The organism is Microbacterium sp. LWO12-1.2 (assembly GCF_040675875.1).
Taxonomy (GTDB): domain Bacteria; phylum Actinomycetota; class Actinomycetes; order Actinomycetales; family Microbacteriaceae; genus Microbacterium.
In genome coordinates this window covers 1,165,634-1,188,629 of record NZ_JBEGII010000001.1, presented here as the reverse complement: position 1 = coordinate 1,188,629, position 22,996 = coordinate 1,165,634, and the positions used below count along the sequence as shown (strand labels likewise).

Annotated in this window: 24 protein-coding genes and 2 tRNA genes; 14 read left to right on the top strand and 12 right to left on the bottom strand. The window is 66.5% G+C overall.

Annotation, left to right across the window (positions count from 1 at the left end):
• Window positions 1–35: 35 nt before the first annotated feature.
• From MRBLWO12_RS05620 to MRBLWO12_RS05610, 3 genes are read left to right on the top strand one after another with little or no spacing between them, the layout of a single operon-like run.
• A complete protein-coding gene (locus tag MRBLWO12_RS05620; RefSeq protein ID WP_363553510.1) occupies window positions 36–1,109 on the top strand; it encodes a mechanosensitive ion channel family protein in 1,074 nt (357 codons plus the stop codon).
• Complete coding sequence (locus MRBLWO12_RS05615) at window positions 1,106–1,552, top strand: globin (protein WP_363553508.1); 447 nt, start codon at window positions 1,106–1,108, stop codon at window positions 1,550–1,552. The genes MRBLWO12_RS05620 and MRBLWO12_RS05615 overlap by 4 nt, the downstream gene beginning before the upstream one ends.
• On the top strand, window positions 1,552–3,210 hold the full coding sequence (locus MRBLWO12_RS05610; RefSeq protein ID WP_363553506.1) for an FAD-binding dehydrogenase: 1,659 nt from the start codon (window positions 1,552–1,554) through the stop codon (window positions 3,208–3,210). The genes MRBLWO12_RS05615 and MRBLWO12_RS05610 overlap by 1 nt, the downstream gene beginning before the upstream one ends.
• A gap of 9 nt (window positions 3,211–3,219) precedes the next feature.
• Here MRBLWO12_RS05610 and MRBLWO12_RS05605 read toward each other — a convergent pair whose 3' ends face one another.
• Window positions 3,220–3,885: a hypothetical protein gene (locus MRBLWO12_RS05605; protein WP_363553504.1), complete on the bottom strand. Its 666-nt coding sequence runs from the start codon at window positions 3,883–3,885 to the stop codon at window positions 3,220–3,222.
• A gap of 51 nt (window positions 3,886–3,936) precedes the next feature.
• On the opposite strand from MRBLWO12_RS05605, the gene MRBLWO12_RS05600 reads away from it, so the two are divergent.
• Complete coding sequence (locus MRBLWO12_RS05600; RefSeq protein WP_363553502.1) at window positions 3,937–4,827, top strand: acyl-CoA thioesterase; 891 nt, start codon at window positions 3,937–3,939, stop codon at window positions 4,825–4,827.
• Window positions 4,828–4,914: 87 nt separating this feature from the next.
• Here MRBLWO12_RS05600 and MRBLWO12_RS05595 read toward each other — a convergent pair whose 3' ends face one another.
• The 4 genes from MRBLWO12_RS05595 to MRBLWO12_RS05580 all read right to left on the bottom strand — a co-directional run bounded on the left by MRBLWO12_RS05595 (window position 4,915) and on the right by MRBLWO12_RS05580 (window position 8,236).
• Entirely contained in the window at window positions 4,915–5,409 is a 495-nt protein-coding gene (locus MRBLWO12_RS05595; protein ID WP_363553500.1) for an acyl-CoA thioesterase, read from the bottom strand.
• Between the two features lie 7 nt (window positions 5,410–5,416).
• Window positions 5,417–7,096, bottom strand: coding sequence for an energy-dependent translational throttle protein EttA (gene ettA, locus MRBLWO12_RS05590; protein WP_363553498.1), 1,680 nt, complete (start codon window positions 7,094–7,096; stop codon window positions 5,417–5,419).
• Between the two features lie 63 nt (window positions 7,097–7,159).
• Window positions 7,160–7,651, bottom strand: a complete 492-nt coding sequence (locus MRBLWO12_RS05585; protein ID WP_363553496.1) for a DUF6993 domain-containing protein — start codon at window positions 7,649–7,651, stop codon at window positions 7,160–7,162.
• A 78-nt stretch (window positions 7,652–7,729) separates the two neighbouring features.
• Complete coding sequence (locus tag MRBLWO12_RS05580; protein ID WP_363553494.1) at window positions 7,730–8,236, bottom strand: single-stranded DNA-binding protein; 507 nt, start codon at window positions 8,234–8,236, stop codon at window positions 7,730–7,732.
• Window positions 8,237–8,439: 203 nt separating this feature from the next.
• Here MRBLWO12_RS05580 and MRBLWO12_RS05575 point away from each other — a divergent pair, with 203 nt between their 5' ends.
• The gene (locus MRBLWO12_RS05575; RefSeq protein WP_363553492.1) at window positions 8,440–8,709 is read left to right on the top strand and encodes a hypothetical protein; all 270 of its coding nucleotides are present in this window, start codon (window positions 8,440–8,442) and stop codon (window positions 8,707–8,709) included.
• Window positions 8,710–8,726: 17 nt separating this feature from the next.
• Here the strand turns inward: MRBLWO12_RS05575 and MRBLWO12_RS05570 are convergent.
• Window positions 8,727–8,798 (bottom strand) — tRNA-Arg (locus MRBLWO12_RS05570).
• A 79-nt stretch (window positions 8,799–8,877) separates the two neighbouring features.
• Between MRBLWO12_RS05570 and orn the strand changes: the two genes are divergently transcribed.
• From orn to MRBLWO12_RS05535, 7 genes are all read left to right on the top strand, one after another.
• Complete coding sequence (gene orn / locus MRBLWO12_RS05565) at window positions 8,878–9,504, top strand: oligoribonuclease (protein WP_363553490.1); 627 nt, start codon at window positions 8,878–8,880, stop codon at window positions 9,502–9,504.
• Window positions 9,505–9,540: 36 nt separating this feature from the next.
• Window positions 9,541–9,616, top strand: a tRNA-His gene (locus MRBLWO12_RS05560).
• A gap of 126 nt (window positions 9,617–9,742) precedes the next feature.
• The gene (locus MRBLWO12_RS05555) at window positions 9,743–11,902 is read left to right on the top strand and encodes a heavy metal translocating P-type ATPase (RefSeq protein WP_363553488.1); all 2,160 of its coding nucleotides are present in this window, start codon (window positions 9,743–9,745) and stop codon (window positions 11,900–11,902) included.
• Window positions 11,903–11,942: 40 nt separating this feature from the next.
• Entirely contained in the window at window positions 11,943–12,572 is a 630-nt protein-coding gene (locus MRBLWO12_RS05550; protein WP_363553486.1) for a LysE family transporter, read from the top strand.
• 47 nt (window positions 12,573–12,619) lie between these two features.
• On the top strand, window positions 12,620–12,967 hold the full coding sequence (locus MRBLWO12_RS05545; protein ID WP_414685507.1) for a metallopeptidase family protein: 348 nt from the start codon (window positions 12,620–12,622) through the stop codon (window positions 12,965–12,967).
• Entirely contained in the window at window positions 12,964–13,260 is a 297-nt protein-coding gene (gene clpS / locus MRBLWO12_RS05540; protein ID WP_363553482.1) for an ATP-dependent Clp protease adapter ClpS, read from the top strand. The genes MRBLWO12_RS05545 and clpS overlap by 4 nt, the downstream gene beginning before the upstream one ends.
• A complete protein-coding gene (locus MRBLWO12_RS05535) occupies window positions 13,257–13,745 on the top strand; it encodes a DUF2017 family protein (RefSeq protein ID WP_363553480.1) in 489 nt (162 codons plus the stop codon). Before clpS ends, MRBLWO12_RS05535 begins: the two co-directional genes overlap by 4 nt.
• Before the next feature lie 13 nt (window positions 13,746–13,758).
• Here the strand turns inward: MRBLWO12_RS05535 and MRBLWO12_RS05530 are convergent, their stop codons facing one another.
• From MRBLWO12_RS05530 to gatC, 6 genes are read right to left on the bottom strand one after another with little or no spacing between them, the layout of a single operon-like run.
• Window positions 13,759–14,340 carry a hypothetical protein gene (locus MRBLWO12_RS05530; protein WP_363553478.1) on the bottom strand — a complete coding sequence of 194 codons (582 nt, stop codon included), beginning with the start codon at window positions 14,338–14,340 and terminating at the stop codon, window positions 13,759–13,761.
• Complete coding sequence (locus tag MRBLWO12_RS05525; protein WP_363553476.1) at window positions 14,324–14,641, bottom strand: hypothetical protein; 318 nt, start codon at window positions 14,639–14,641, stop codon at window positions 14,324–14,326. The genes MRBLWO12_RS05530 and MRBLWO12_RS05525 overlap by 17 nt, the downstream gene beginning before the upstream one ends.
• Window positions 14,642–14,691: 50 nt before the next feature.
• Complete coding sequence (gene dinB, locus MRBLWO12_RS05520) at window positions 14,692–15,948, bottom strand: DNA polymerase IV (protein ID WP_363553474.1); 1,257 nt, start codon at window positions 15,946–15,948, stop codon at window positions 14,692–14,694.
• Between the two features lie 48 nt (window positions 15,949–15,996).
• Window positions 15,997–17,511, bottom strand: coding sequence for an Asp-tRNA(Asn)/Glu-tRNA(Gln) amidotransferase subunit GatB (gene gatB / locus MRBLWO12_RS05515; protein ID WP_363553472.1), 1,515 nt, complete (start codon window positions 17,509–17,511; stop codon window positions 15,997–15,999).
• The gene (gene gatA, locus MRBLWO12_RS05510; RefSeq protein ID WP_363553470.1) at window positions 17,511–19,028 is read right to left on the bottom strand and encodes an Asp-tRNA(Asn)/Glu-tRNA(Gln) amidotransferase subunit GatA; all 1,518 of its coding nucleotides are present in this window, start codon (window positions 19,026–19,028) and stop codon (window positions 17,511–17,513) included. The genes gatB and gatA overlap by 1 nt, the downstream gene beginning before the upstream one ends.
• Window positions 19,025–19,324, bottom strand: a complete 300-nt coding sequence (gatC, locus tag MRBLWO12_RS05505) for an Asp-tRNA(Asn)/Glu-tRNA(Gln) amidotransferase subunit GatC (protein ID WP_363553468.1) — start codon at window positions 19,322–19,324, stop codon at window positions 19,025–19,027. The genes gatA and gatC overlap by 4 nt, the downstream gene beginning before the upstream one ends.
• Before the next feature lie 70 nt (window positions 19,325–19,394).
• Here gatC and MRBLWO12_RS05500 point away from each other — a divergent pair, with 70 nt between their 5' ends.
• Window positions 19,395–21,095, top strand: a complete 1,701-nt coding sequence (locus tag MRBLWO12_RS05500; RefSeq protein ID WP_363553466.1) for a long-chain-fatty-acid--CoA ligase — start codon at window positions 19,395–19,397, stop codon at window positions 21,093–21,095.
• Between the two features lie 47 nt (window positions 21,096–21,142).
• Window positions 21,143–22,981, top strand: a complete 1,839-nt coding sequence (locus MRBLWO12_RS05495) for a DEAD/DEAH box helicase (protein WP_414685443.1) — start codon at window positions 21,143–21,145, stop codon at window positions 22,979–22,981.
• The last annotated feature ends 15 nt before the right edge of the window (window positions 22,982–22,996 follow it).

Sequence of the window (22,996 nt, the reverse complement as noted above, 5' to 3'; positions counted from 1 at the left end):
CCGCGCAGAGGCCCGATCGCTAGGATCTGGTACTGATGATGATCCCCTTCGACGTGAACGCTCCGACCGTGCCGACAGCCGTACCCGACTGGCTGCAGCCCATTCTCGACGTGCTCGTGAAGGTCGGTTGGAAGGCCTTCGCCGTGGCCGCGATCATCGCGAGCTGCGTGGTCGTCGGGCTCGTCCTCCGGGTCGTGATCAGGCGGGTCGTCCACCGCATCGTCGACAGCGCGAAGAACAAGGCCTCCGTCGACGACACCCAAGCCCTGGAGCGCTCTCCCCTCGCCGATATGCGCCTGGTGCAGCGCACCCGCACGCTCGGCACGATCCTGCAGAACATCGTCAACGTGATGCTCGTGGTCATCGCGGTCGTGCTGATCGTCAACGCCCTCGACAACACGTTGCTCGGCTCCCTCACCCTTCTCACTGCGGCCGTCGGCGCCGGTCTCGGTTTCGGCGCGCAGAACATCGTCAAGGACGTGCTGAACGGCATGTTCCTGGTCGCGGAGGACCAGATCGGCATCGGCGATGTGGTCGATCTGGGACTCGCCAGCGGTGTCGTGGAGTACGTCAGCGTGCGCATCACCCAGGTCCGTGATGTGAACGGCACCCTCTGGTACGTGCGCAACGGCGAGGTCACCCGCATCGGGAACATGTCGCAGGGCTGGGCCAGGGCGATCATCGACATCGGGGTCCCCACTGATTCCGACCTCGAGGTCGTCGAGCAGACGATGCTGGAGACAGCCCAGGCACTCGCGAAGGACCCGAAGTGGCGCACGCGTATCGTCGAGAAGCCCGAGTTGTGGGGGCTCGAAGCGATCACCGGCGAGGCCCTCGTGATCCGCATCGTGATCAAAGCACGCGCGAACGCCAAGGACGACGTCGCCCAGGAGCTCCGCAAGCGTCTGCGCACCGCACTCACCGAGAAGGAGATCGGCATTCCGAGCATGGAAGCTGTGACCCCGACGGGCCTCGAGGGTGCGCGCCGCGTGCGGGGAGCCAATCCGCCAAAGACACGTCCCAACGCCGTCACCGGCGTCCCGGTCATCCCGGACCGCGGGATCTGGCGCCGCAAGAAGCCCACCGATGACGGGAGCACCCAGAAGTGACGTTCTACGACGAGGTCGGCGGTCGCGAGACGTTCGCCAAGATCGTCTCGGTCTTCTATCGCGAGGTCGCTCTGGATCCGGTCCTCAAGCCGATGTACCCCGAAGAGGACCTGGGTCCCGCTGAAGAGCGCCTTCTGCTCTTCCTGGAGCAGTATTGGGGCGGTCCCACCACCTACGGCGAGACCCGAGGACACCCGCGTCTGCGGATGCGCCACATGCCCTTCCGCGTCGATCCGGACGCGCGAGATCGTTGGCTGCGACACATGCGCACCGCTCTCGACGAGGCGAAGTTGTCGCCTTTGCACGAAACCACGCTCTGGGACTACCTGGAGCGCGCGGCCTATGCCATGGTGAACACATTCGAGCCCTCGGGCATCGGCGCCGCCGCCGACGGGCGCCCGACCCTCGAGACCCGGTCACGTCAGGAATCAACGGAGAGCTGATGACGAAAACACCCCTGTCCACAGACGTCCTGGTGATCGGATGGGGGTTGGCGGGGCTCGTCGCCGCCGCTGAGGCGCTCGATGCCGGACGCCGTGTCATCCTCATCGACCAGGAGCCCCGCACGAACCTGGGCGGTCAGGCTTGGTGGTCATTCGGGGGGCTCTTCTTCATCGACTCCCCCGAGCAGCGCCGCATGGGCATCCGCGATTCAGTGGAGCTCGCGACGCAGGACTGGTTCGGGAACGCGGCCTTCGACCGCCCGGAGGACGAGTGGCCGCGTCAGTGGGCAGAGGCCTACCTGCAGTTCGCGGCCGGTGAGAAGCGCGCCTGGCTACGCGGACGTGGCGTGGGCTTCTTCCCGGTCGTCGGATGGGCGGAACGCGGCGGGTACGGTGCCATCGGCCCCGGAAACTCCGTGCCACGCTTCCACATCACCTGGGGCACCGGTCCGGGTGTCGTCGCTCCGTTCGCCGCTGCTGTCGAGCAGGGCGAGCGCGAAGGGCGCATCACGATCCTTCCGCGTCACCGCGTCGCCGAGCTCATCACCGCCGACGGCACCGTCGTCGGCGCTCGCGGAGCGGTGCTCGCCTCCAGCGGAGCCGGACGGGGAGTCCCGACGTCTCGCGATGAGATCGGCGAGTTCGAGATCACCGCCGGCGCCACGATCGTTGCGTCGGGAGGGATCGGCGGGAACCACGACCTCGTCCGGGCGGCATGGCCGGGACGACTCGGCACTCCCCCGGCGCACATGCTCACCGGCGTGCCCGCCTACGTCGACGGCTCCATGCACGCTGTCAGTGCCGCAGCCGGTGCCCGGTTGATCAACGGTGACCGGATGTGGCACTACGTCGAGGGCATCACGAACTGGGACCCGGTGTGGCCCTCGCACGGCATCCGCATCCTGCCAGGCCCGTCCTCACTGTGGCTCGACGCCACCGGCACCCGTCTTCCTGTACCGCTCTTCCCCGGCTTCGACACGCTGGGCACGCTCGCCCATCTGCGCACCACCGGATACGACCACTCCTGGTTCGTCACATCGCGACAGATCGTCGAGAAGGAGTTCGCGCTCTCCGGCAGCGAGCAGAACCCTGACCTGACCGGCAAGGATGTCAGCCTGTTACTGAAGTCCCGTCTGGCCAAGGGACCGACCGGCCCTGTCCAAGCCTTTCTCGACGAGGGCGCGGACTTCATCGTCGAGAACGACCTCGAGTCGTTGCTGGAGCAGATGCGTCAGCATCCTGGCGGCGAGGCTCTGGACATCGACAATGTGCGCCGCGAAGTGATCGCACGCGACCGTGAGATCGACAACGACTTCACGAAGGATGCGCAGATCGGAATGCTGCGCTCGATGCGCGGATACCGCGGCGACAAGCTCATCCGCACGGCAGCGCCGCACCGTCTGCAGGACCCCTCTGCGGGCCCCCTGGTGGCCGTCAAGCTCCATGTCCTCACACGCAAGTCGCTGGGAGGCATCAACACCGATCTCGACGGGCGTGCACTGAGCGCGGACGGCCAGGTGATCCCCGGACTGTTCGCGGCAGGAGAGGCCAGCGGCTTCGGTGGCGGTGGTGTGCACGGATACCGCGCGCTCGAAGGAACCTTCCTGGGGGGCTGTCTGTTCTCCGGACGCCAGGCGGGTCGCGCAGCCGCGCGCTGATCGCTCCGGCTACTCGGACGTGCCGGTGCCGCGCACAGCGGTGAGACCGGAAGCGACAGGTCCGCGCGCAAGAACGTGCCCGCGCCGGAAGGCCAGCCGTGTCCATCGACCGGAGCGTGTCACCGGCACCTGCTCCTCGCCCGAGATGAACCCGAGCGCATCGGCGGCGAAGGCGATGCCGCGGGGCAGATCGGCGAGGTCCTCATCGGGTTCCCCCCAGATCGCCGCACGCAGCGCGCGGACGGCTTCCTCGCCTGCCCCGGGAGTCGCTCCCCTGGCGACCGCTGAGATGCCCCACTGTGCACGTCGAGCGATCACCGAGGCGTCCAGGGTGGTCAGCGGCTGCCAGTCGGAGCGTGGCGGCGCGACGCCGGCCCAGGCGGGCGACAGGCCGGTCTCCGGGAGCGTGAGGCTGCGCTCGTCCTCACCTGCCGTGAGCTCACTCACCACGATGTCGCACTGCAGTTCGGGGTCGGCATGCACGATCCGCATCGCCAGAACGGTCGGCGTCTGGTCGAACAGGCCGTGGGGCGCGAGCGCCGCGGTGGTCAGGGCCAGCACTCCGCGTGCCGCTTGGAGTCGCACGCCGTCGTCGGTGATCCGCGCCGCCCTGCCTACGAACGTGAGAACGTCCCTGGAGGTCTCGGCGTCGGAGAGGAGAAGCTGGTGAGGCACGCGTTCTAAACTACCAACGGTGCCGCATGTGCGGCCGCGGAGAGGATGTTCATGAGCACGGAGAACCCTGCGGTCCGCAGCGTCGAGCGCCTCCTCGAGGTGCTCGATCTTGATTTCACGCAAGCCCGCACCACCGAGGACATCTTCGTCGGCGACTCGCATCCGATGCCGACAGGGCGGATCTACGGTGGGCAGGTGCTCGCGCAGAGCCTCATCGCGGCCGAGCGCACGCTCCCGGAGGATCGCGCCGTGCACTCGATGCACGGCTACTTTCTCCGGCCCGGTGACGCCAGCCAGGGCATCACGATCGCAGTCGACCGCATCCACGACGGCCGCTCCTTCTCGACTCGACGCTCTCAGGCGTACCAGAACGGGGTGCCGATCTTCTCCATGATCGCGTCGTTCCAGGATGAAGGCCCCGGAGTCGAGCACGCGGAGCCCATGCCTTCGGATGTCCCGGCGCCGGACACTCTGCTGCCCGACGAGGAGCGTGTGAACGGTCTCGCAGGAGGCGCCAGGCGCATGCTGAGCGAGCGCGCAGCTGACATCCGTCACATCGAACAACCGCTGTATCTCCCGGGTGACGCCGATCGCACTCCCCGCCAGGGTGTGTGGATGCGCCTGCGCTCGCCGCTGCCGGATGATCCACGACTGCACCGCGCCGCCCTGGCGTACCTGAGCGACATGTCGATCCAGGAATCGATCCTGCGAGCACATGGGCTCTTCTGGTCGTTCCCCGGGCTCAAGGTCGCGAGTCTCGACCATGCGATGTGGTGGCACCGTGCGGCGCGTGTGGACGAGTGGCTGCTGTACGTGCAGGAGTCGCCCAATGCGCGTGGCGGTCGCGGGCTGGCGACGGGACGGATCTACACGCAGGACGGCGTGCTCGTCGCGAGCGTCGCGCAAGAGATCATGATCCGCGTTCCTGAAGGCACCGAGTAGCCTCGAGCGATCCTGACTTCGAAGGCCTGACGTCGGGCCCCTGCTCGCGCGCGGCCGGGACGCGGATCACCTCAGCGGCCGAGCCGCTCAGCGGTGGGTGTAGACGATCGAGGGGCCGATGAACGGCTCCCAGACATCGCGCATCTCCTGCGTGAGGCGGGTCGGCCGCCCGGTCGTGGCGTCCACGAGCACGATCACTGCGGTCGAACGGGCGTAGAGCTCCCGGGGAGTCGCGCTCGGGTCGTTGTGCACCTCGTAGCAGACCTCGACGCTGGACCCGCCGAGCTTGCCGAACCACATCTGCACCTCAAGCGGGCGCCGCTGATACGGCACCGGGGCGAGATACTCGATCTCCTGCCGCGCGATCAGAGTGAGGATGCCCTCGTCGATCCCCGAATCGAGCACCGCGGTCGAAGGAGCCTCTTCGCCGGGACCTGCACGCCAGAACGCCCTGACCCGAGCTTCTTCGAGAAGCTTGAGCATCGAGGTGTTGTTGACGTGATTGAACGCGTCCAGATCCCCCCAGCGGAGCTGGATCGGAATGTGGAGGCGCGGTCCCGGCGTCGAGGTCGACTCGCTCATCGTCAGCTCAGTCGCGCGTGAGCTTGCGGTGGGTGGAGCGGTGCGGCTTCGCCGCATCCGGCCCGAGGCGCTCGATCTTGTTCTCCTCGTACGACTCGAAGTTGCCCTCGAACCAGTACCACTTCGCGGGAGCGTCGTCTGTGCCCTCGTACGCGAGGATGTGCGTGGCGATGCGGTCGAGGAACCACCGGTCGTGAGTGATGACCACTGCGCAGCCGGGGAACTCGAGCAGAGCGTTCTCGAGGGAGCTGAGCGTCTCGACGTCCAGGTCGTTCGTCGGCTCGTCGAGCAGCAGCAGGTTGCCACCCTCCTTCAGGGTGAGGGCCAGGTTCAGGCGGTTGCGCTCACCACCGGAGAGCACGCCGGCCTTCTTCTGCTGGTCGGGTCCCTTGAAGCCGAACTTCGACACGTACGCACGCGACGGGATCTCGGTCTTGCCGACGGTGATGTAGTCGAGCCCGTCAGACACGACTTCCCACAGCGTCTTGTTCGGATCGATGTTGGAGCGCGACTGGTCGACGTAGCTGATCTTGACCGTCTCGCCGATCTTCAGGTCGCCACCGTCGAGAGGCTCCAGTCCGACGATCGTCTTGAACAGTGTCGTCTTTCCGACACCGTTCGGACCGATCACGCCGACGATGCCGTTCGGCGGAAGGCTGAAGCTCAGTCCGTCGATCAGCACCCGGTCGTCGAAGCCCTTCTGCAGCTTCTTGGCCTCGATCACGACGCTTCCGAGACGAGGGCCGGCGGGAATCTGGATCTCCTCGAAGTCGAGCTTCCGAGTCCGCTCCGCCTCCGATGCCATCTCCTCGTAGCGGGCGAGTCGCGCCTTCGACTTCGTCTGACGGCCCTTCGCGCTGGAGCGCACCCAGTCGAGCTCCTCCTTGAGGCGCTTCGCGAGCTTCGCGTCCTTCTTACCCTGGATCTCGAGGCGTTCGCCCTTCTTCTCCAGGTAGGTCGAGTAGTTGCCCTCGTAGCCGATGAGACGACCACGGTCGACCTCTGCGATCCACTCCGCGACGTGATCGAGGAAGTACCGGTCGTGGGTGATCGCGATCACCGCACCCTTATAGGCCTGCAGATGCTGCTCGAGCCAGAGCACACTCTCGGCGTCGAGGTGGTTGGTGGGCTCATCGAGGAGCAGGAGGTCGGGCTTCTGCAGCAGGAGCTTTGCGAGCGCGACGCGTCGCTTCTCACCGCCCGAGAGCGGAGCGATCGCGGCGTCGCCCGGCGGGGTGCGAAGAGCGTCCATCGCCTGGTCCAGCTGAGAATCGAGATCCCAGCCGTCCGCGGCGTCGATCTCTTCCTGAAGACCGCCCATCTCGGCGAGAAGCGCATCGAAGTCGGCATCGGGATCCGCCATCAGCGCGGAGATCTCGTTGAAACGGTCGACCTTCGCCTTGATCGCGATGCCGTCCTGAATGTTCTCCAGCACGGTCTTCGACTCATCGAGCTCCGGCTCCTGCATGAGGATGCCTACGCTGAATCCCGGCGACAGCTTGGCCTCGCCGTTCGACGGCGTGTCGAGCCCTGCCATGATCTTGAGGATCGTCGACTTACCGGCACCGTTCGGACCGACCATGCCGATCTTCGCTCCGGGGAGGAACGCCATCGTGACGTCGTCGAGGATGAGCTTCTCGCCCACCGCCTTGCGCGCACGAACCATCGAGTAGATGTACTCAGCCACCGAAAACCGCTCCTTCTATTGGCGTCGAAGATCGACACTCCAGCCTACCGGCCATCGCCGTGGTCACCAGTCGATCGAACGGGTGGTTCCGATCAGGCAACGGCCTTCTGCCAACTGGGGCATCACGACAGTGACGACCTGTCCGGTCGACGGGCCGACCTGTCCGACCAGACACTCCTTCTCGCCCCATCGCACCGAGAACTGGAGGCTCTCCGCGGGGTTGCCCACCGTGGAGGTGTCCTGCGTCACCTGCATGGCTTCCCGATCGAATCCCGCGGCGATCAGTGCATCGATGTAGGCACGTCCTGCTCCACGCTGCTCGCTCGCCCAGACGGCATCCGCCACGGCGGTGAACAGTGGGAGGTTGTCGTCTGCGCTTCCGTCGGGCTGCAACGTCGGAGCTGAAGCCGTCGGGTCCACGGTGGGCTCCGGCGAGGCGCTGTTCGGCGGCTCCACCGCGCTCGGGGCGCAGGCCGCAAGACTGAAGAGCAGCGCTGCCGCCGCACCCGCCACGCCCGCAGCGCGTCGTGCAGAAGATCCCGATCGTCGAAACACGACCTGAGTCTACGTGTCTGCCGGGGTTCCCCCGCTGCGCCCCGCTTGCTCCCGGGCGGGGCGCAGCGACAATCCTGCTCAGTGCGACAAACTCACGGATTCGCTGGCACCGGGCAACTCGTCCCACGATGTCGAGAGCGGCATCGGGATGCCCGCCTCCTCCAGCTGTTCGTGAGAGTCGGGATCTGGTTCCGGGGTCACGCGGTGCGGACTCTCACCGGTCGACGCGCGCGGCGTGCGCAGATACGCCGTCGTCCCCCACCGCAGGTCGTGTCCGATCGCATCGGCCTCGATGTCGACGCTCGTGCCGTTCTTCCCGTTGCTCTCCCAGTTGCGGATCTTGAGGCGCCCGGTCACGATCACGCTGTCACCGCAGCGGAGAGATGCCTTGGCATGTTCTCCGAGCTGCCGGAAGGCGGCGATCGAGAACCAGTTCGTCTCGCCGTCGACCCAGGTCTGCGTCACCGGATCGAGTCGGCGGTGCGTGCTCGCCAGGCGGAAGTTCGTCACGGCGATCCCGCCGCGGGTCTGGCCGCGCACCGGATCGGTCGCGACTCTGCCTACGACGGTGAGTAGTTCGGTCATCATCTCTCCTTCGATCCCGGGACGTCGCCCGGCTTGCACCCAGAGTGCGCGCTCGAGAGCCGCGCCGGACCGGCTGATTGCGCGATAGGTGGAGAACCCGTCAACTCACGGGAACGTGCAGTGAGAGCCGTGATGGCACGGAGCCCGGTCTGCGACCGAATGTCGGAGGTCGGTCATATGTTCGAAAGCGGAAGGAGAATCCCATGTCCGACAGCCTGATCACGTCATTGCCCGAGGTGCCCTACGCGACACCGCAATTGTCCTCGTCCCGCGAGCATCTGGTTCGCGCCGCCGATCATCTGTGGCGCGTGCAGGACACGGCAGACAAGGTGTTGGGGCACCTCCGCATCGTCGCCGATCCCCTCGGACTCCGCTACCGCGCCGAGCGACTGCACCTGGCGACGGGAGCTTTCCGCATCATCGGGGAGTTCTGGCGCGTGGACGACGCGATCTCGGCGTTGCGATACTCCTGAGCGATAGGAGTGAAGGGTGCCCCCGGCAGGATTCGAACCTGCGACCGGCGGATTAGAAGGCCGCTGCTCTTCCTCTGAGCTACGGAGGCGATTGCTTCTACCGTACCGCCTCACGCACCACGTTCCGCGTCAGGAAACCGATGTCTGGTCCGTCGATAGGATGACGACATGGTATCTGCGTCGGATAATGATCGACTCGTTTGGATCGACTGCGAGATGACAGGGCTCGATCTTGCGATCGATGAGCTCGTCGAGATTGCTGTGGTCGTCACCGACTTCGAGCTGCGGCCTGTCGATCCCGGCTTCCAGATCGTGATCCGTCCCAGCGATGCGGCGCTGGCGAACATGAACGATTTCGTCACCAAGATGCACGAGAAGTCCGGCCTCATCACCGAGATCCCGCTCGGGGTTTCCCTGGCAGAGGCCGAAGCGCAGACGCTGGCCTACATCAAGCGGTTCGTTCCGCTCGAGCGCAAGGCTCCGTTGGCAGGCAACACGATCGGCACCGATCGAATGTTCCTCGCGAAGTACATGACCGAGGTAGATCAGTGGCTGCACTACCGGAATGTGGACGTGTCGAGCATCAAGGAGCTCTCGCGCCGTTGGTATCCGCGAGTCTTCTTCCAGGCGCCCAGCAAGGACGGCGGTCACCGCGCCCTCGCCGACATCCTCGAGTCGATCCGGGAGCTCCGCTACTACCGCGAAGCGGTGTTCGTCGATGAGCCGGGACCATCGAGCGACGACGCACGCGACATCGCGACCCGCACCGTGTCAGAGTTCACTCCGAACATGTAATAGACTCGTGTGGTCGCCCGCTCCGGTGGGCACATGGTGGGTATAGCTCAGCTGGTAGAGCGCTGGCTTGTGGTGCCGGATGTCGCGGGTTCGAGTCCCGTTACTCACCCCATCACGAAAAGGTCCGAATCGTAAGGTTCGGGCCTTTTCGCGTATCCGATCCGAAATTTCATCACTCAATTCGGAATACCCCCTAGGGGTACCCTGTTGTTCTCGGAGTAGCCACGAAGGGAACGTCATGATGGCGCAGCACAAGAAGCACTCGGAACCCGCACCACATTCCGCGCAGCACACACACGACGCCCACGCCGGGGACCATCCGCAACACAGGCACGAACTTCGCGACGTCCACGCGGAACATGACGCCACTCATGTGCATGGTGAGCATGCAGCGCACGGCGACCATGCTGACCACGCCGGCCACGGGGACCACTCCGGCCACACCGATCGCTTCCGCAGGCTGTTCTGGATCATGCTCGTGATCGCGGTGCCGGTCGTCGCGGCTTCGCCTATGTTCGCGATGATCCTGGGATACGACGTCCCGGGATGGGCGCAGTGGGTCGCCCCGGCGCTCGGAACCGTGATGTATGTGTGGGGTGGCACGCCGTTCCTGACCGGCGCTGCGAGCGAGATCCGTTCCCGCAAGCCCGGCATGATGCTGCTCATCGCACTCGCGATCACCGTGGCTTTCCTGGCCTCCTGGGGCGCGAGCCTCGGACTGCTGCATCACGAACTCGAGTTCTGGTGGGAGCTCGCTCTGCTGATCGTGATCATGCTTCTCGGACACTGGATCGAGATGCGTTCGCTCGCCCAGACCACGTCCGCTCTGGACTCTCTCGCGGCGTTGCTCCCCGACCAGGCCGAACGCGTCGAGGGCGAGCTGATCGTCACGGTGTCGCCGTCCGACCTGGGCGTCGGAGACGTCGTGGTCGTACGTCCGGGAGGACGCCTCCCCGCAGACGGCATCGTGATCGAGGGAAGTGCGAGCATCGATGAATCGATGATCACGGGAGAGTCCGCGCCCGTTCGCCGTGATTCCGGTGATCGAGTGATTGCCGGCACCGTCGCAACCGACTCGGGTCTCCGCGTCGAGGTCACCGCGATCGGCTCAGATACCGCCCTCGCCGGCATCCAGAAGCTCGTGGCCGATGCGCAGGCGTCGTCTTCCCGTGCACAGCGGCTCGCCGACCGGGCTGCCGCCTGGCTGTTCTGGTTCGCACTCGGCGCCGCCGCGATCACGGCCATCGTGTGGACGATCGTCGGCGCACCAGACGAGGCCGTCATCCGTGCCATCACCGTCTTGGTGATCGCCTGCCCGCACGCTCTGGGCCTTGCGATCCCGCTGGTCGTGTCCATCGCGACCGAGCGCGCCGCGCGGGCAGGGATCCTGGTCAAGGATCGGCTCGCGCTCGAGAGCATGCGCACCGTGGACACCGTCCTCTTCGACAAGACCGGAACACTCACGAAGGGCTCACCGGCGGTCACGGCGATCGAGGCTGTCGCACCGCTCACTCCTGACGAACTGCTCGGTCTCGCCGCCGCCGCCGAACGCGACTCGGAGCATCCACTGGCCAGGGCGATCGTGCGCGCGGCACACGACCGCGACCTCACGATTCCGACCTCGACGGACTTCTTCTCCTCGCCAGCCGTCGGTGTGAGCGCGCTTCTGGCAGGAAAGCGAGTGGCGGTGGGTGGACCGCACCTCCTCGCGGACGCCGACGCTTCTGAGCTCACCGTCGCAGACTCCTGGCGTGCCGAGGGCGCGATCATCCTCCACGTGCTGGTCGACCAGCAGGTCGTCGGCGGACTGCGACTCGCCGACGAGATCCGCGAGGAGTCACGTCAAGCGGTCGACGCCCTGCGCCGCGACGGCGTCGAGGTCGTGATGATCACGGGTGATGCGAAAGCCGTGGCACAGCATGTCGCCGCCCAGCTCGGGATCGAGCGGGTGTTCGCCGGAGTGCGCCCGGAGGACAAGGCATCACGCGTCCGTCAGCTCCAGTCGGAAGGCAGGTCGGTCGCGATGGTGGGCGACGGCGTGAATGACGCGCCCGCCCTTGCACAGGCCGACGTCGGACTGGCGATCGGCGCGGGGACCGATGTCGCCATCGCATCGGCGGGCGTGATCCTGGCGAGCGATGATCCGCGAGCGGTCCTGTCGGTCATGGCACTGTCCCGTGCGAGCTACCGCAAGATGAGGCAGAACCTGTGGTGGGCCGCCGGGTACAACCTGCTATCGGTTCCATTGGCTGCAGGCGTCCTGGCCCCGATCGGCTTCGTCCTGCCGATGTCGGTGGGTGCGGTGCTGATGTCGCTCTCCACGATCGTGGTGGCACTGAACGCTCAGTTGCTGCGGCGCCTCGACCTGCGTCCGCAGCGATTCCGCACCAGTTCCTGACTGCGCGGGCGGCGGTAGGGACGAGCCCTAGACTTGCGAGGTGTCACTCGCCGTCTGGTTCTCCCTGCTGACCGCCTGCGTGGTGATCAGCTTCACGCCGGGCGCCGGCGCGATCAACACGATGTCCAACGCTCTCAGCCAGGGGTGGCGGCGATCGATCTGGGGCATCATCGGGCAACAGCTCGCGTTGATCGTCCACGTGGTGATCGTGGCTGCAGGAGTGGGGCTCCTGGTCTCGCGCTCAGAAGTGCTCTTCAACGTCATCCGCTACGCGGGTGCAGCGTATCTGGTGTATCTCGGCATCCGACTGATGCTGTCGAAGCCCAGCGGCACCGAGGTCGACGACGTCACCGTCATCGAAACCCGTGAGAGCCACTGGTCCATGATCCGGCGTGGATTCTGGGTGAACCTGCTCAATCCGAAAGCGATCGTCTTCTTCCTCGCGTTCATTCCTCAGTTCATCCGGCTGGATCAGCCACAGCTCCCCCAGTACCTCACCTTGATCGGCACCGTCATCGTGGTCGACGTGATGGTCATGTGGGGCTTCTTCGCCGCAGCGGCACGACCGTTCCGCCGCCTCACACGATCTCCGCGAGGTCAACGAACACTCAACACGGTCTTCGGCGCTCTCTTCATCGCCGTCGCAGGGCTCCTGGTCTTCCTGCACTGAGGGCTGCACCGATCTGCTGGCGTGAACACCCGTCTAGGCTGGACATGATGGAGATGGATGCCGTGGCCTTCGAGGCCCTCGTGATCGACGAACTCGACCGTCTACCTGACGACATGGTGGAAGGACTCGAGAACGTCGTCTTCGTCGTCGAGGACCGCCCGGAGGACGGGACACTCGACCTGCTGGGACTGTACGACGGCTTGGCACTCACGGAGCGGACGCAGTACGGCATGGGCGACCTCCCCGACCGGATCATCGTGTTCCGTGAACCCCATCTGGTTGCCTGCGAGTCCGAGGAAGAGCTCCGCGACGAGATCCACACCACGCTCGTACACGAGATCGCGCACTTCTACGGCATCGATGACGAGCAGCTCCACGAGTTGGGATGGGCATGACCGCTCCTCTTGCGACGCCGGACCTCGACGAGGTCACGGATCTCAGCGCGGCGCCTCTCGAGCCCTGGCAGGTCGTCGTCTGGAACGACCCGGTCAACCTCATGAGCTATGTGGTGCGGGTTTTCCGGACGTATTTCGGATACAGCCAAGAGCACGCGACCTCACTGATGCTCGCCGTGCACCATGAGGGTCACGCCATCGTCGCCACAGGACCGCGGGAGACCATGGAAGTGCACGCGCAGGCTATGCACGACTACGGGCTGTGGGCGACCGTGCGAAGGGCACCGCAATGACCTCATCGAGGATCGTCATCGCCCTCGCCTACCTCGAGGGTGTTCATCTGGCACAGCTGGTGGATGACTTCATTGACCTGCTCGGAGCAGACCGCGACGTGCAGGATCCCGCTCTCGCTCGGCTGACGCCGACGCCGTATCCGGAGGATGAAGAGGCGTCGGTTTCCTTCGCGGCGAGCACTCGTGAGGATCTGCTCGACCGTCGGCTTCTCGACGCCCAGACCGTGCATAACGCGCTGCGCGGTTTCCGTGTCGAGGACGACCTCACCGAGGACGCTGCTCTGGCCCCGCACGACGTGGTCATCCGCACGACGGATATCGATGCGTGGATGCGGACTCTCACAGCCCTGCGCCTGGTCATCGCCACACGGCTGGGCATCACCTCCGACGACGATCACGATCCAGAAGACGACCGCTACGGCATCTACGACTGGCTCGGATACCGTCTCGAGACAGTGATCCAGGCCGCGGACGAGATCAGTTGAACAGGCTCGGTCGCTAGGGGATCTCGACGATCCGAGTCGCGTGCGTGCGCGGTTGATCACGCTCCACATGGCGGAGTTCCTGCGCGGCCCAGCGGTCCCAGTGGGGCCGGTAACTCTCGCCATCGCGCGCGAGAGCCCGCGCCTTCCTGACGGGATCAGCTGCCTCCACCCAGACGCGCACGTCGGCAAGCGCGGCGGTCGCAGGCGTCAACACACCGCTGCCCTCGATGATCACCCCGAGGGCCGGATCCACCGCATGGCTCTCCGCCTGGACGCCCTGCTCCCAGTCCCAGCGGTGCCACGTGCCCAAGTAGCCGCGACCGTGCGGACGCAGAACACCGTCGAGGACGTGAGCGACCCCCGCATCGAGCCCGTCCCAGCCTGGATACAGGGAGTCGAGCGCGATGACCTGCACCCGCCCCACCAGCGGCCACTGCTGCGCCACTCGAGTCGCCAAGGACGACTTGCCGGCTCCGCTTCGCCCGTCGATCAGGACGACCGGATTGGCTGCCGATACGGCTCGGATGTCCTGCTCGATCAGAGTCGCGGCGCGCTCGAGTGCGGCCGCGACGGGGTCGTCACTTCTTGAGGGCACGGATGATGCGGCTGAGCGCGCGACCGGTGACCCAGATGAACGGCACGGCGACGACGAGAAGCGTGACGATGTTCGGCTCGAAGCGAAGGCCTTCCTCGCGGCGCACGTAGACGCCGACGGGGACCGACACGCCGCCACCGCCACCACCTTCTGCTCCGTCTCCGCTTCCTCCGCCGAAGCCCGAGTACGTGAAGGCGACCGGTGTGATGCTGACGCCATCGACGTCCTGCGTCTCGCCGTAGGCGCTCTTCACGCCGAAGGTTGCAGCTTGCTTTCCGAGTTCCAGTGCGATGTTCGGCATGGTCCCACGGTACTCGACAGAAGGCGTGCGTGCGGGGTCAGTCGCTCTCGTCAGTCCAGACCGTGCGCCTTCGGGTGCTGAACCGCGCCGCGCCCGTCGTCGCGTCCGAGATGCCGTGCCCGCGTGATCGTGGCGCTGCCGAAGCGGGCGACCGCGTCGTCGACGGCACCCTCCACCCGGCGCCAGTCCTCATCGTCGTCCCACAGCCCGAGGCCGCCGCCCCCGGCGGGACGGAGCTTCTCCGCTCGGACTCCGACGAGACGGACCGGGTCGCGGCGCTCGATCTGCTCGAACAGCGCGTTCGCGGACTCTCCGATCCGTTGGCCCACCGCGGTCGGCTCCGCCAACGTCTGCGAGCGAGTGAGCGTTCGAAAGTCGTCGAAGCGAACCTTGATCGAGACGGTACCGGCTTCCCACCCCGCACGGCGCAGCCGCGCGGCGACACGATCCGCGAGCCGCAGCAGCTCGCCGCGGAGGAACACCCTGTCGACGATGTCGTGCTCGAAGGTCTCCTCGTGCCCGACGCTCTTCTCGACGCGATCGGTCTCGATCGCCCGTGCATCCTGACCTCTGGCGAGCTGCTCCAACCGCGCGCTCAGCGCCGCTCCGACCGCACGGTCGAGCATCTCGTGCGGTGCGTCGCGGATGTCCTGGATGGTCCTGATGCCCCGCGCCTCGAGCGCTTCGGCGGCCTTCGGCCCGACGCCCCACATCGCTCGGACCGGCCGCGGAGAGAGGAAGGCGAGCGTGTCGGCTGCGGCGACCACCAACATGCCATCGGGCTTGGCGACGGTGGATGCCATCTTCGCGACATGCTTCGTCGCTGCAACGCCGACGCTGCAGGTGATCCCCACCTCCGCACTCACACGCTCCCGAATGAGGGCCGCGATCTGCGAAGGGCTGCCCCAGAGCCGCCGGACGCCGTGCACGTCGAGAAACGCCTCGTCGACCGAGAGCGGTTCCACAAGAGGCGTGAACGATTCGAAGATCGCCATCACCTGACGGGAGACCTCTTGATATCGATGGAAATGTGGCATGACGATGCGAGCGGTCGGGCACAGGCGCATCGCCTGTGCTACCGGCATCGCCGCGCGCACACCGTAGCGTCTCGCTTCATACGACGCGCTCGATACGACGGACCGACCGTCCGGTGCACCGATGATCAGCGGCAGTCCCCGCAGACTCGGGTCGTCGAGCACCTCGACCGCCGCGTAGAACGCGTCCATGTCGACATGAAGAATGCGAGTACCGGCGTCATCGGCGTTCGCGGGCGAGACAGTCCGTCCTCTACCGTCGCCGTGTCCCATATGACCATTCTCCCCCGGGCCTCCGACATGGAGGCCCAGGGTCGATGATTACTGTGCTGCGCGCTCGAGAACCAGTTCGCGCACCCGGGCGGCGTCGGCCTGGCCCTTCATCGCCTTCATGACCGCACCGATCACCGCACCGGCGGCCTGCACCTTGCCGTCCTGGATCTTCGCGAGCACGTCGGGCTGCGCGGCGAGAGCCTCATCGATCGCGGCGATCAAGGCGCCGTCATCCGACACGACCGCGAGCCCGCGGGCGTCCACGACTTCCTGCGGGGTTCCCTCGCCGGCGATGACACCCTCGAGTACCTGACGGGCCAGCTTGTCCGTCAGCGTTCCCGCGTCGACGAGCAGCTGCAGCGCGGCGACGTTCTGGGGGCTGATCAGGGCAGCCGCATCCTTCTCCTGCGCGTTCGCCAGGCGGCTGATCTCGCCGGTCCACCACTTTCGTGCCGTGGCGGGAGTCGCACCGGCGGCGATAGTGGCCTCGACCTCGTCGATCAGACCACCGTTGCGGACGTCCTGGAACTCCAGGTCCGTGAAGCCCCAGTCCACCTTCAGGCGGCGACGGCGGGCTACGGGCTGTTCGGGCAGAGCAGCCCGCAGCTCCTCGATCAGCACCGGTGCCGGCTGCACGGGCAGCAGGTCGGGCTCGGGGAAGTACCGGTAGTCGTCGGCGTCCGACTTCGGGCGGCCGGGTGAGGTCGTGCCGGTGTCCTCGTGCCAGTGACGCGTCTCCTGGGTGATCGTTCCGCCATCAGCGAGGATCTGCGCCTGACGCTGGATCTCGTACCGCACGGCCCTCTCCACCGAACGCATCGAGTTCACGTTCTTCGTCTCGGTGCGTGTGCCCAGCTTCTCTGCGCCCCGGGGACGGAGGGAGACGTTGGCGTCGCAGCGGAGGTTGCCGCGCTCCAGTCGCGCCTCGGAGATTCCGAGGCTGCGCACGATGTCACGGATCGTCGAAACGTACGCCTTCGCGACCTCGGGAGCACGGTGCTCGGCGCCGAAGATCACCTTGGTGACGATCTCGACGAGAGGAACGCCCGCGCGGTTGTAGTCCACGAGCGAGTACTCGGCGCCCTGAATACGGCCGGTGGCGCCACCCATGTGAGTGAGCTTGCCGGCGTCCTCTTCCATGTGCGCGCGCTCGATCGGGATCGTCACGAGAGTGCCGTCCTCGAGTTCGACCTCCACCGAGCCCTCGAAGGCGATCGGCTCGTCGTACTGCGAGATCTGGTAGTTCTTGCCCAGGTCCGGGTAGAAGTAGTTCTTGCGAGCGAAACGGCTCGACTCGGCGATCGAGCAGCCGAGCGCGAGACCGAGGCTGATCGACGAGCGGATCGCGGTCTCGTTCACGACGGGCAGCGAGCCGGGCAGACCGAGATCCACGGGCGCGATGAGCGTGTTCGGCGCAGCGGAGTGGAATGCTTCGTTCGCCGGGTTCGGCGCGTCGGAGAACATCTTCGTATTGGTGTTGAGCTCGACGTGAACCTCGAATCCGAGAACCGGCTCGAAGAGCTCGAGTGCCTTGTCGAAGTCCATGAGCTTGGCGGCAGCCATCAGCGGGTCCCTCCTGCGAGCTGGGGTGCGCGTGTGAGGAGTGGTGCCCCCCACGCATCGAGGAGCACGGCTTCGAGGGCGGCGCCGACGCGATAAAGACGGGCGTCCTCTCTGGCCGGGGCGATGAACTGGATGCCGACGGGCAGCCCGTCCTCGGCAGCGAGACCGCTGGGGATCGAGATACCGGGCACACCGGCGAGGTTCACCGGGATCGTTGTGATGTCGTTGAGGTACATCTGCAGCGGGTCGTCGATCTTCTCGCCGAGCTTGAAGGCCGTGGTCGGCGCCGAAGGCGTGGCGATGACATCGACGTCGGCGAATGCCGCCGCGAAGTCCTGCTGGATCAGCGTGCGGACCTTCTGCGCGCTGCCGTAGTAGGCGTCGTAGTAGCCGGCCGACAGTGCATAGGTGCCGAGGATGATTCGACGCTTGACCTCGTCGCCGAAGCCGGCATCACGTGTCGCGGACATGACGTCCTCGACCGTGGGGTTGCCGTCCGGGGTGACGCGCAGGCCGAAGCGCACGGAGTCGAACTTCGCGAGATTGCTGGATGCCTCCGCAGGGAGAATCAGGTAGTAGGCGGCGACGCCGTACTCGAAGTGCGGAGCGCCGATCTCGACGATCTCCGCCCCCTGGGCCTCCATGAGTGCGAGTGCGCTGCGGAACGAATCCGCGACACCGGGCTGGAAGCCGCTGTCGGGGAGCTCGCGGATGACGCCCACCTTGAGGCCCTTGAGCACATCGCCCCGGGCGCCTTCCCGTGCGGCGGCGGCGAAGGAGGGCCATTCATCGCGCAGGGAGGTGGAATCCTTCGGGTCGTGCCCACCGATGACATCGTGCAGCAGGCCGGCGTCCAGCACGGTCCGGGTGACCGGGCCGACCTGATCGAGGCTCGAGGCCAGAGCGATTGCTCCATACCTGCTCACGCCGCCGTACGTCGGCTTCACACCGACCGTTCCGGTGACGTGCGCGGGCTGGCGAATCGAGCCACCCGTGTCGGAGCCGAGCGCGAGAGGCGCCTCGAAGGCGGCGACGGCTGCGGCGGATCCCCCACCGGATCCACCGGGGATGCGGTCGAGATCCCATGGGTTGCGGGTCGGGCCGTAGGCCGAGTGCTCCGTGGAGGACCCCATGGCGAATTCGTCCATGTTGGTCTTGCCCAGCGGCACGAGGCCGGCTGCGCGCGACCGCGCGACCACGGTGGCGTCATACGGCGAGAGGTATCCCTCGAGGATGCGCGAACCGCTCGTTGTGGGCTGGTCGGTCGTGACCAGGACGTCCTTGATCGCCAGCGGAACACCGGCGAGAGGACCCAGGGCCTCCCCCGCCGCACGCTGGGCGTCGATCGCTGCAGCCGTGTCGAGTGCGCGCTCGTTGATGTGCAGGAAGGCATGGACGTCGCCATCCACGACGGCGATGCGGTCGAGGTGCGCCTGCGTGGCCTCGACGCTTGACACCTCGCGCGACGCAAGCTTCGTGGCGAGTTCTGCCGCGGTCAGTCGGATGATGTCGCTCACTGCTCTTCTCCCAGGATCGCGGTGACACGGAAGCGGCCGTCGGCGGCATCCGGTGCATTCTGGAGCACCTGCTCGTGCGTGAGAGTCTCGCCGACCACATCGGGACGGAAGACGTTGCTCAGCGGAATCGGGTGACTCGTCGCGATGATGTCGTCGGTTGCCACCTCCGACACCTTCGCGATGTTGTCCACGATGGCGTCGAGCTGGCCCGTGAGCCGCGACACCTCGTCGTCGTTCAGCTGGATGCGCGCGAGCACACCGAGATGGCGTACAAGATCAGGGGTGATTTCAGACACGCCCCAAGTCTAGTTGTCGCGCTCGGCGCCGCTCACCCGCGGCTTCCCGGGCGCGGCCTATGCTGAGCGGGTGAGCACGTTCCAGCCTCCTCGCCCGTGGGTCGCCAGCTACGCCGCCGGTGTCCCGGAAGACCTCGCCCCCGTATCGGGATCGCTGATCGACATCGTCGCCGCGTCCGCACGGGACTACCCCGACGCACCTGCCCTGCAGTTCTTCGGTCGTGAGACCACCTACGCGCAACTGCAGGAGGCGATCGATCGCGCCGCGGCCGGTCTGCGCGATCGAGGCGTGCGCGGCGGAGATCCTGTCGCGATCGTGCTGCCGAACTGCCCGCAGCACATCGTCGCGTTCTACGCGGTGCTCAGACTCGGAGCCGTCGTCGTCGAGCACAACCCGCTCTACACACCTCGGGAACTGCGCAAGCAGTTCGAGGATCATGGCGCGAAGCATGCGATCGTGTGGAACAAGGTCGTCGCGACAGTCCAGGAGTTTCCGACCGACCTCGCCGTGAGCACGCTCATCTCCGTCGATGTCACACGTTCCATGCCGTTCCTGACGCGTTTCGCCCTCCGGCTGCCGGTCACCAAGGCGCGCGAGTCGCGTGCGGCTCTGACCGAGAAGGTACGCGGAACCGTGCCGTGGGAGACGCTGCTCTCCGCTGCCCCGCTCCCCGCATCCCACCCCAGCCCGTCCACCGACGATCTGGCGATCATCCAGTACACCTCAGGCACGACAGGCACGCCGAAGGGCGCGGCGCTGACGCATCGGAATCTGCTCGCGAACGCGGCGCAGGCACAGGCCTGGGTGCCGTCCATCCAGCGCGGCAAGGGATGCGTCGTCTACGCCGTGCTGCCGATGTTCCACGCCTACGGCCTGACGCTCTGTCTCACGTTCGCGATGTCGATGGGCGCACGCCTCGTGTTGTTCCCGAAGTTCGACCCCGATCTGGTGCTCGACGTGATGAAGAAGCATCCCGCGACGTTCCTGCCTCTCGTCCCCCCGATCGCGGACCGCCTGCTCGCCGCGGCGACCCAGCAGGGCGTGTCTCTCGACGGGGTCGAGGTCGCGATCTCCGGCGCCATGGCGCTGCCGCACGAACTCGTCGTGCCTTTCGAGGCGGCGACCCACGGCTTCCTCGTCGAAGGCTACGGACTCAGCGAATGCTCGCCGGTGCTGATGGCCAACCCGGTGGCGGACAACCGCGTCCCCGGCACGGTCGGGCTTCCGCTGCCCGGCACGGAATGCCGCGTCGTCGATCCCGAGAATCCGACCGTCGATGTTCCCGCAGGCTCGGCCGGTGAGCTGATCGTGCGGGGACCGCAGGTCTTCTCCGGCTACTACGGCAAGCCCGAGGAGACCGATGCGGTGTTCGCGGACGGCTGGTTCCGCACCGGCGACATCGTCACGATCGATGACGCCGGTTTCATCCGGATCGTCGACCGGATCAAGGAGCTGATCATCACGGGTGGCTTCAACGTCGCACCGACCGAGGTCGAGAACGTGCTGCGTCAGCATCCGCAGGTGGTCGACGCAGCTGTCGTCGGGCTGCCCAGCGAGCACTCGGGCGAAGAAGTGGTCGCGGCGATCGTGGTCGACGGCGCCGCCGATCTCGACGTCGAGGCGATCCGTGAGTTCGCCCGCACCATCCTGACGCCATACAAGGTGCCGCGTCGGATCTTCGTCGTCGACGACCTGCCGAAATCGCTGATCGGAAAGGTGCTCCGACGGCAGGTCAAGGAGAAGCTCCTGGCTCTCACGAACGGTTCCTGAGGACGCCCTCACAGGCAGGGAGCAGCCCGCCACGCTACCCTTGGTCAGTGACTCCTGAAGATGCAGTGCTGACCGACGCCCCCGAGGACTCCCCCGCGACCCCCGGATTCGAGGAACTCGGCATCACCGGGCCCGTCCTCAAGGCGATCCGTGATCTCGGATACGAGACCCCCTCCCCCATTCAAGCCGCAACGATTCCGACGCTGCTCGCCGGACGCGACGTCGTCGGCATGGCCCAGACCGGAACCGGTAAGACCGCGGCATTCGCGCTTCCCGTCCTCGAGCGACTCGACGTGTCGCAGAAGTCGCCGCAGGCTCTCGTGCTCGCGCCGACCCGCGAGCTCGCGCTGCAGGTGTGCGAGGCGTTCGAGTCCTACGCCTCCAAGATGAAGGGCGTGCACATGCTGCCCGTCTACGGCGGACAGGCGTACGGTGTGCAGCTCTCCGCGCTGCGCCGCGGAGTGCACGTGATCGTCGGAACACCCGGCCGCATCATGGACCACCTTGCCAAGGGCACTCTGGATCTCTCCCAGCTGCAGTATCTGGTTCTCGATGAGGCCGACGAGATGCTGAAGATGGGTTTCGCGGAGGACGTCGAGCAGATCCTCGCGCAGACCCCCGTCGAGAAGCAGGTCGCACTGTTCTCCGCGACCATGCCCCCGCAGATCCGTCGCCTCGCGCAGAAGTACCTGCGCGATCCGGAAGAGATCAGCATCAAGTCGAAGACCGCGACCGGGACGAACATCACGCAGCGCTACCTCGTGGTGTCGTACGCACAGAAGGTCGACGCGCTCACCCGCATCCTCGAGGTCGAGAACTTCGACGGGATGATCGTCTTCGTCCGCACCAAGAACGAGACCGAGACGCTCGCCGAGAAGCTGCGTGCCCGCGGCTACTCCGCTGCAGCGATCAACGGTGACGTCCCCCAGGTGCAGCGCGAACGCAGCGTGAACCAGCTGAAGGCCGGCAAGCTCGACATCTTGGTCGCGACCGACGTCGCGGCACGCGGTCTCGACGTCGAGCGCATCAGCCACGTCATCAACTTCGACATCCCCACCGACACCGAGTCGTACGTGCACCGCATCGGACGCACCGGCCGTGCCGGACGCAGCGGCGATGCGATCAGCTTCATCACGCCGCGCGAGCGCTACCTGCTCAAGCACATCGAGAAGGCGACGCGTCAGGTCCCGACGCAGATGCAGCTGCCCAGCACCGACGACGTGAACACCACGCGTCTCGCACGCTTCGACGACGCGATCACTGCCGCGCTCGGCGACGCCGCGCGCGTCGAGAAGTTCCGCGATGTGATCGCCCACTACGTGCGCAATCACGATGTGCCAGAAGCCGATGTGGCCGCGGCGCTGGCGATCGTGGTGCAGGGCGACACTCCGTTGCTGCTGGACCCGGCCGATGACCCGCTCGCCAAGGCGCTCGAGGCAGACAGCCGTCCGCCGCGAGAGCGCGGCACTCGTGAACCGCGCGAGCCGCGCACTGAGCGCCGCGGACGTGGCGACTACACCGCATACCGCATCGAGGTCGGCCGTCGCCACCGCGTCGAGCCGCGTCAGATCGTCGGTGCGCTCGCGAACGAGGGCGGGCTCGGGCGCGATGACTTCGGTGTCATCAACATCCGCCCCGACTTCTCGACCGTCGAGCTGCCGTCGAACCTCAGCCCTGCAGTGCTCGACAAGCTCCGCGACACGCGCATCTCGGGCCGCCTGATCGAGATCAAGCCGGACCGCGGACCGATCGGCCGACGCAACAGCGGACCCCGCGATGCCGACGGTGGTCGCGGAGACCGCTTCGAGCGCCGCGAACGCGACGAGCGCCCCGCGCACTCGGACCGCGACGAGAAGCCGTACCGGAAGCCACGCCACAAGGCCTGAGGGCCGGAGCACGAA